6 protein-coding genes are annotated in these 7,093 nt (G+C 66.6%); 2 read left to right on the top strand and 4 right to left on the bottom strand.

The genetic code is table 11. The features are described 5' to 3' along the window. Positions 1-184: 184 nt before the first annotated feature. On the bottom strand, positions 185-2,350 hold the full coding sequence (locus tag RWO33_RS18195; protein WP_314106621.1) for a S46 family peptidase: 2,166 nt from the start codon (positions 2,348-2,350) through the stop codon (positions 185-187). 228 nt (positions 2,351-2,578) lie between these two features. Between RWO33_RS18195 and tdh the strand changes: the two genes are divergently transcribed. After that, complete coding sequence (tdh, locus tag RWO33_RS18190; protein ID WP_145481764.1) at positions 2,579-3,601, top strand: L-threonine 3-dehydrogenase; 1,023 nt, start codon at positions 2,579-2,581, stop codon at positions 3,599-3,601. Between the two features lie 129 nt (positions 3,602-3,730). Here tdh and RWO33_RS18185 read toward each other — a convergent pair whose 3' ends face one another. Then, the gene (locus RWO33_RS18185) at positions 3,731-4,432 is read right to left on the bottom strand and encodes a TorF family putative porin (protein ID WP_314106619.1); all 702 of its coding nucleotides are present in this window, start codon (positions 4,430-4,432) and stop codon (positions 3,731-3,733) included. Positions 4,433-4,622: 190 nt separating this feature from the next. Between RWO33_RS18185 and kbl the strand changes: the two genes are divergently transcribed. Then, positions 4,623-5,834, top strand: coding sequence for a glycine C-acetyltransferase (gene kbl, locus RWO33_RS18180; protein ID WP_314106618.1), 1,212 nt, complete (start codon positions 4,623-4,625; stop codon positions 5,832-5,834). A gap of 69 nt (positions 5,835-5,903) precedes the next feature. Here the strand turns inward: kbl and RWO33_RS18175 are convergent, their stop codons facing one another. Both RWO33_RS18175 and RWO33_RS18170 read right to left on the bottom strand, forming a co-directional pair. After that, positions 5,904-6,245, bottom strand: coding sequence for a hypothetical protein (locus tag RWO33_RS18175; RefSeq protein ID WP_314106617.1), 342 nt, complete (start codon positions 6,243-6,245; stop codon positions 5,904-5,906). An 84-nt stretch (positions 6,246-6,329) separates the two neighbouring features. After that, complete coding sequence (locus tag RWO33_RS18170; RefSeq protein ID WP_314106623.1) at positions 6,330-7,055, bottom strand: pseudouridine synthase; 726 nt, start codon at positions 7,053-7,055, stop codon at positions 6,330-6,332. Positions 7,056-7,093 lie beyond the last annotated feature (38 nt).

Here is a 7,093-nt window from a genome sequence, read left to right as displayed (position 1 = left end):
GGGTGTGGCGCCCCGGCGCTCGATCCACCGGCAGCCGCGTCTGCTGCAGCGCGCGAAAAAAAACCCCGCGGCATTGCCGCGGGGTTCTTTCAACCGGTGTAACGACCAACGGTATGCCCACCGGGGTGGGCACCCTTCGGGCCGTCGACAAGCGACGTTAGGGCCGGCTGCGCCGTCCCTTGCGTTACCTACCCGTGAGGTTCAGCTCTTTGAGCAGCTGCGGCGCCGGGGCCACTTCCTGCATGATCCACTGCATGTAGCGGCTGTCCACGGCGATCATGCGGGTCATCACCGGGTCGAACACCCAGTTGGAGCTGACCGATTCCCAGTTGCCGTCGAACGCCAGGCCGACCAGCTTGCCGTGCGCGTCGAGCACCGGCGAGCCCGAATTGCCGCCGGTGATGTCCAGGTTGGACAGGAAGTTGACCGGCACCGAGCCGATCCGCTTGTCTTCCAGCCCGCCGTAGCGCTTCGCCTTGACCGCGTCCAGCAGGGCCTTGGGCGAATCGAACGGATCTTCGCCGGTTTCCTTGGCCGCCACGCCTTCCAGCGTGGTGAACGGCGTGTAGTTCACCCCGTCCTTGCCATAGCCCATGACGTTGCCGAAGGTGATGCGCAGCGACAGGTTGGCGTCCGGGTAGACGAATTCGCCCTTGCTCTTCTTGTAGTCGGCCACCGCCTGCAGGTAGGCCGGGCGGGCCAGCAGCGATTCGCCTTCGCGGGTCTTCTTCTGCTCTTCCTGCTTCAGCAGGGCCGGCATGCTGGCCACGGCGTACTGGATGACCGGATCAGTGCTGGCTTCGAAGGCGGCGCGGTCGGCCTTGAACCAGGTCAGGCGCTCGTCCAGGCTGCCCAGCTTCGTGCCGGACAGTTTCCTGACCAGGCCGTCGACGGCGGCGGCATCGCTGCCTGCCAGCCACTGGTTCAGCACCTCATTGGTGCGCTGGGCCGGCGGCAGGGCCACGTACTGGCTCAGCCAGTACTCCTGCAGCTGCTGGTCCATGCCCGCAACGTAGCGGCGGTCCATCTGGCGCAGGTTGCCTTCGAGGGTCGGCAGGTCGCGCTCCTGGTAGCCGGCCTCACGCTCGGCGTCGGGCTTGGCGCGCTCGATCGACAGGCGGTACAGGGCCAGCGCGGCGCCGACGGCGGAGGTGTTGTTGAACTGACCGACGAACAGATCGCGCTCGCGGGTGCTCCTGCTGGTATCGAGGTGCTTGACCAGCTGCGCATGCGCGGCCAGCGCCGGCTTGCCGGCGGCGCCCTGCTTCTTCAGCCAGGCCAGCACCGCGGCCTCTTCGGCCTGCTTCTGGCCGGCCGCGTCGATGCGCTTGAAGCCTTCCAGCTGGCCCACGTAGTTCTTGGCCACGTTGTTCATGCTGGCAGCGGTAGCAGCGTACTTCACCTTCACGTCCGGATCGGCCTTGCCGGCCTTGTCGATCAGGTCCAGCACCGCGTCGTAGTGGCGGGCGATGGTCGGGTAGGTGAAGCGGGCGGTTTCGTTGAACTCAGCCGCCAGCGCGTAGCGGTTGGTGCGGCCCGGGTAGCCGGCCACCATCACGAAGTCATCCGCGCCCAGCGGCTGGTCGGCGAATTTCAGGAAATGCTTCGGCTGGTACGGCACGTTGTCGGCCGAGAACGCCGCCGGCTTGCCGTCCTTGCCCACGTAGGCGCGATAGAACGAGAAGTCGCCGGTGTGGCGCGGCCACATCCAGTTGTCGACGTCACCGCCGAACTTGCCGACGCTGCCCGGGGGCGCGTAGACCAGGCGCACGTCCTTGATTTCCATGTTGCGGAACAGGCGGTAGGTGTTGCCGCCGGAGAAGCTGTACAGGCGGCAGCGGAAGCCGGCATCGGCCTCGCAGGCGGCGGTCTGCGCCTTGTCGAAGGCTTCCAGCGCACGGGTGCGCGCCAGCGGATCCTTGCCGGCAGCGGCGATCGCCGCCTTGGCCTGGTCGGTGACGTCGGTGATCTGGTCGAGCACGAACACGCGGGCGTTCGGGCCGGCGCTGAGTTCGTCCTTCAGGGTCGGCGCGTTGAATCCGTCCTTGATCAGGTTCTTCTCGGCGGTCGAGTTGAGCTGGATCGCGCCGTACGCGCAGTGGTGGTTGGTCACTACCAGGCCCTGCGGCGAGACGAAGCTGGCGGTGCAGCCGCCCAGCGCCACCACCGCGCCCATCGGGTCGCCGGTCAGGTCGGAGATCTGTTCAGGCGACAGCTTCAGGCCCGCCTGCTTCAGCGGCCCGGCGATCTCCGGCAGCTGTTGCGGCACCCACATGCCTTCAGCGGCATGGGCGGCCTGGACCAGCCCAAGGCTGGCGACGACGGAGAAAGCAAGCAGGTTCGAGCGCATGAGCAGCCCCTGGTGAAAGAACCCCGAAGTCTACCCTGCCCGCGAGGCTGGCCTTCCCGGCCGTAAGTCACGGTAGGGCCATCCATGTGCCAACCGCCACGTAACGGTGAGGTAGAGCCACGCCCTGCGTGGCTGCACCCTCGCACCGCAACATGCTCCCGCCCCCGCCGGCCCTATAATTCCCCCTTTCCCCCCCAGACGAGTTCCACCCCGATGGCGCAGCAAACAATGAAGGCCCTGGTCAAGCGCGAAGCCGCCAAGGGCATCTGGCTCGAAGACGTGCCGGTGCCGGTGCCGGGCCCGAACGAGGTCCTGATCAAGCTGGAAAAGACCGCCATCTGCGGTACCGACCTGCACATCTACCTGTGGGACGAGTGGAGCCAGCGCACGATCAAGCCGGGCCTGACCATCGGCCATGAGTTCGTCGGCCGCATCGCGGAGATCGGCCCGGGCGTGACCGGCTACGAGATCGGCCAGCGCGTGTCGGCCGAAGGCCACATCGTCTGCGGCCACTGCCGCAACTGCCGTGGCGGCCGCCCGCACCTGTGCCCCAACACGGTGGGCATCGGCGTGAACGTCAACGGCGCCTTCGCCGAATACATGGTGATGCCGGCCAGCAACCTGTGGCCGATCCCGGACCAGATTCCCTCCGAACTGGCGGCGTTCTTCGACCCTTACGGCAACGCCGCGCACTGCGCGCTGGAGTTCGACGTGATCGGCGAAGACGTGCTGATCACCGGCGCCGGCCCGATCGGCATCATCGCTGCGGGCATCTGCAAGCACATCGGTGCGCGCAACGTGGTGGTGACCGACGTCAACGACTTCCGCCTGAAGCTGGCCGCCGACATGGGCGCCACCCGGGTAGTCAACGTGGCCAACACCTCGCTCAAGGACGTGATGAAGGAACTGCACATGGAGGGCTTCGACGTGGGCCTGGAAATGAGCGGCAACCCGCGCGCGTTCAACGACATGCTCGACTGCATGTACCACGGCGGCAAGATCGCCATGCTCGGCATCATGCCCAAGGGCGCGGGCTGCGACTGGGACAAGATCATCTTCAAGGGCCTGACCGTGCAGGGCATCTACGGCCGCAAGATGTACGAGACCTGGTACAAGATGACGCAGCTGGTGCTGTCCGGCTTCCCGCTCGGCAAGGTGATGACCCACCAGCTGCCGATCGACGAGTTCCAGAAGGGCTTCGACCTGATGGAACAGGGCAAGGCCGGCAAGGTGGTGTTGAGCTGGAATTGATTCCGCGCCGTCACGACCAACGGTCGTGACCTACCGGGCGTGGCAACGACATGGCGGTAGGTACCGACCGTTGGTCGGTACGAAAAAGGCACCCATCGGGTGCCTTTTTCTTTGGCGGCTAAACGCGGGTTATTGCCCGACGGCGACCGTGAACACCACGCGGTTGTCGGCGAGCTTGCCGGAATTGTCGCGGCCGTTGCCGTCGGTGCCGTAGTAGCCCAGGCCGAGCGTGAACAGGCCCCAGCTGCGGTTCACGCCGATGTTCCAGTCGGTGTAGTCCTGCGCGATGCCATCCTCGAACGTGCTGCGGCCCACGTTCGCGGTCAGGTTGAATTCGTTCGGCAGCGCCCACTCGGTGCCCGCCGCGAAGTACCAGCCGTCGGTGTCGGTGTTCCAGACATCGTTGGTGTAGGCGACGGTCACGTTGTAATGCTCGGCAAAGCTGGTCTTGGTGATCAGCTCGGTGTAGGCCAGCTCGCTCGACCCCGGGTAGCTGTAGTGGTTGAGCATCACGTCGAAGTTGACGCTGTCGGTGACATCCACGCCGTAGCCGATGAAGTAATCGACCTCGGCATCCGGGCCGCCGTCACCGAAGTCGACGCCCGAGCCCCACACACCGGCGTACAGACCCACCGGCGAGGTATAGGTGAAGCCGGCCTGCAGGGTCGGATCCTCATCGGTCTGCGACACACCGCGGAACACGTAATCGGAGACGGCGGTGACGTTCCAGCTGAACGGAGATTCCGCCTCGTCTTGGGCGCTGGCGGCAAACGGGGCAAGCAAGGCGGCGCAGAGCACAGCGGCGGCAATACAGCGCGTGGCGTGGTTCATGCGGGGTCTCTCCGGGGACATGGGGTGGATGCAGCGCGGTTTACGGTTTTTTAACCTGATTGATATTGCGATGCAACAATGTCATGCGTAACCGATTTCCCTTTCGCCGCCCGCCAATGCGGCAACAAGCGCCCCCTGCCCTGCGACGACAGGTAAAATCCCGGTTTTCCCGTGCCGATGACCGCCTGCCATGACCGACGCCCCGAACGCCCCGCTCACCCAGCACTACGTTGAAGAACTGGAGGCGATCCGCGCCCAGGGCCTGTTCAAATCCGAGCGCGTCATCACCAGCCCGCAGTCGGCCGAGATCACCCTGGACGACGGCCGCACCGTGCTGAACTTCTGCGCCAACAACTACCTGGGCCTGGCCGACCATCCGGACCTGATCCAGGCAGCCAAGGACGCGTTGGACAGCCACGGCTTCGGCATGGCCTCGGTGCGCTTCATCTGCGGCACCCAGGACCTGCACAAGCAGCTGGAGCAGCAGATCGCCGGCTTCTTCGGCAAGCAGGACACCATCCTGTACGCGGCCTGCTTCGACGCCAACGGCGGCCTGTTCGAGCCGCTGCTGGGCGAGAACGACGCGATCATCTCCGACGCGCTCAACCACGCCTCGATCATCGACGGCGTGCGCCTGTGCAAGGCCAAGCGCTTCCGCTACGCCAACTGCGACATGGCCGACCTGGAAGCCCAGCTGCAGGCCGCCGATGCGGCCGGCTGCCGTACCAAGCTGATCACCACCGATGGCGTGTTCTCGATGGACGGCTTCATCGCGCCGCTGGACGAGATCACCGCGCTGGCGAAGAAGTACAACGCGCTGGTGCATATCGACGAATGCCATGCCACCGGCTTCCTCGGCGCCACCGGCCGCGGCTCGGCCGAGGTCAAGGGCGTGCTGGATAAGATCGACATCATCACCGGCACCCTGGGCAAGGCCATGGGCGGCGCCCTGGGCGGCTTCACCACCGCCAGCGCCGAGGTGATCGAACTGCTGCGCCAGCGCTCGCGCCCGTACCTGTTCTCCAATTCGCTGCCGCCGCACGTGGTCGCCGCCGGGATCAAGGCCTTCGACATGCTGGCTGCGGCCGATGACCTGCGCACCACGCTGCAGCAGAACACCGCCTATTTCCGCGAGAAGATGACCGCCGCAGGGTTCGACGTGAAGCCCGGCGTGCATCCGATCAGCCCGGTGATGCTGTACGACGCGCCGCTGGCACAGAAGTTCGCCCAGCGCCTGCTGGAAGAAGGCATCTACGCGATCGGCTTCTTCTTCCCGGTGGTGCCCAAGGGCCAGGCGCGCATCCGCACCCAGATCAGCGCTGCGCATACGCGCCAGCACCTGGACCGCGCGATCGATGCGTTCACCCGCATCGGCGTGGAACTGAGCGTGATCAAGGGCTGATGCCGACGGGGGGCGAAATGCCCCCTTGAACCGCAATTTCCGCGAGGAGCAGCCGACTGACAGTCGGCTCTACTTCTTTTTGCCTTTCCGGGTTTCCTTGCTGGCCACCACCACCGGCTTGGGCGCCACGGCCGCGTTGGGGTTGCCCTTGGCGACGCGGATGCCATTGGCCTTCATCCAGGCGTCGAACTCGTCGGCGCTCATGCGCTTCTCGCCATCGCTCATGTGGAAGCGGTAGGCGCCGCGGCCATCGCGCTCGGAGGCCGGCAACTGCACCTCGACGACCTTGTCGGTCACCGGTGGCGGGGCCTTGGCCGCCTGTTTATGGCCGCCGCAGGCACTGAGCAGCAGGGCCGGCAGCAACAGGCAGGCACCGCCCAGCAGGGGGCGGCGAAGGACGACGGTTTGCATGACACTTCTCCCGGTAGTGGTCGGTCAATGAACGACAGGCCATCCCTTGCCCGGTGGTGCGCCCGCTCCCCGGCAGGCCACGCACTATGGTGCGACCACGGCATGTCCAGCCGTGGCATAAAGCAGTTCCAGGTCCTGCGCCTGCAGTTCGCGCCAGGCGCCCTTGCCCAGCGTCCCCAGGGCCAGCTGGCCGATGCCGACCCTGACCAGACGCAGGACGTTGATCTGCAGGGCCGCCAGCAGGCGCCGGATGTGCCGGTTGCGGCCTTCGTCCAGCACCACCTCCAGCCAGGCAGTCTTTTCACCGCTGCGCAGCAGGCGCACCTGGCGCGCGCGCAGCAGCTGGCCTTCGTCCTCGATGCCGGCGCACAGCGCGGCGAGCTGGGCCGCGTCGGGAACGACATCCACCTGCACGTGGTAGGTCTTGTCCGGGCCGGTCTCCGGGTCGGTCAGGCGCGCCGCCCACTCGGGGTCGTTGCTGAACAGCAGCAGGCCCTCGCTGGCCTTGTCCAGCCGCCCGACCGGGGCCAGCCACGGCAGCCCGGCGCCATCGAAGCAGCGGTAGACGGTATCGCGGCCCTGCTCGTCCTGCGCGGTGGTGACCAGCCCGCGCGGCTTGTTGAGCATGAGGTGGATGCGCCGGGCGCTGCCCAGCGGCTGGCCGTCGACGCGCACTACGTGGCGGCCATCGACGATCGGGAACTCGGGATTGTTGATGGTGCGGCCGTCGACCGTGACCCGGCCGTCGGCGATCCAGCGCGCGGCTTCGGTGCGTGAACACAGCCCCGCCTTGGACAGCACCCGCGCCAGCCCGTGGCGCGGTGCGTCGGCGCTGCGCGCGGCCGGAC

It is taken from the genome of uncultured Stenotrophomonas sp., assembly GCF_963519925.1.
Lineage (GTDB): Bacteria > Pseudomonadota > Gammaproteobacteria > Xanthomonadales > Xanthomonadaceae > Stenotrophomonas > Stenotrophomonas maltophilia_AE.
This window is presented reverse-complemented; position numbering and strand designations above follow the sequence as displayed.

Excerpts from the sequence above, each read along its gene's own strand:
- tdh (WP_145481764.1), top strand. The coding sequence starts at position 2,579 with ATGAAGGCCCTGGTCAAGCGCGAAGCCGCCAAGGGCATCTGGCTCGAA.
- RWO33_RS18195 (WP_314106621.1), bottom strand. The coding sequence starts at position 2,350 with ATGCGCTCGAACCTGCTTGCTTTCTCCGTCGTCGCCAGCCTTGGGCTG.
- RWO33_RS18175 (WP_314106617.1), bottom strand. The coding sequence starts at position 6,245 with ATGCAAACCGTCGTCCTTCGCCGCCCCCTGCTGGGCGGTGCCTGCCTG.
- RWO33_RS18185 (WP_314106619.1), bottom strand. The coding sequence starts at position 4,432 with ATGAACCACGCCACGCGCTGTATTGCCGCCGCTGTGCTCTGCGCCGCC.
- kbl (WP_314106618.1), top strand. The coding sequence starts at position 4,623 with ATGACCGACGCCCCGAACGCCCCGCTCACCCAGCACTACGTTGAAGAA.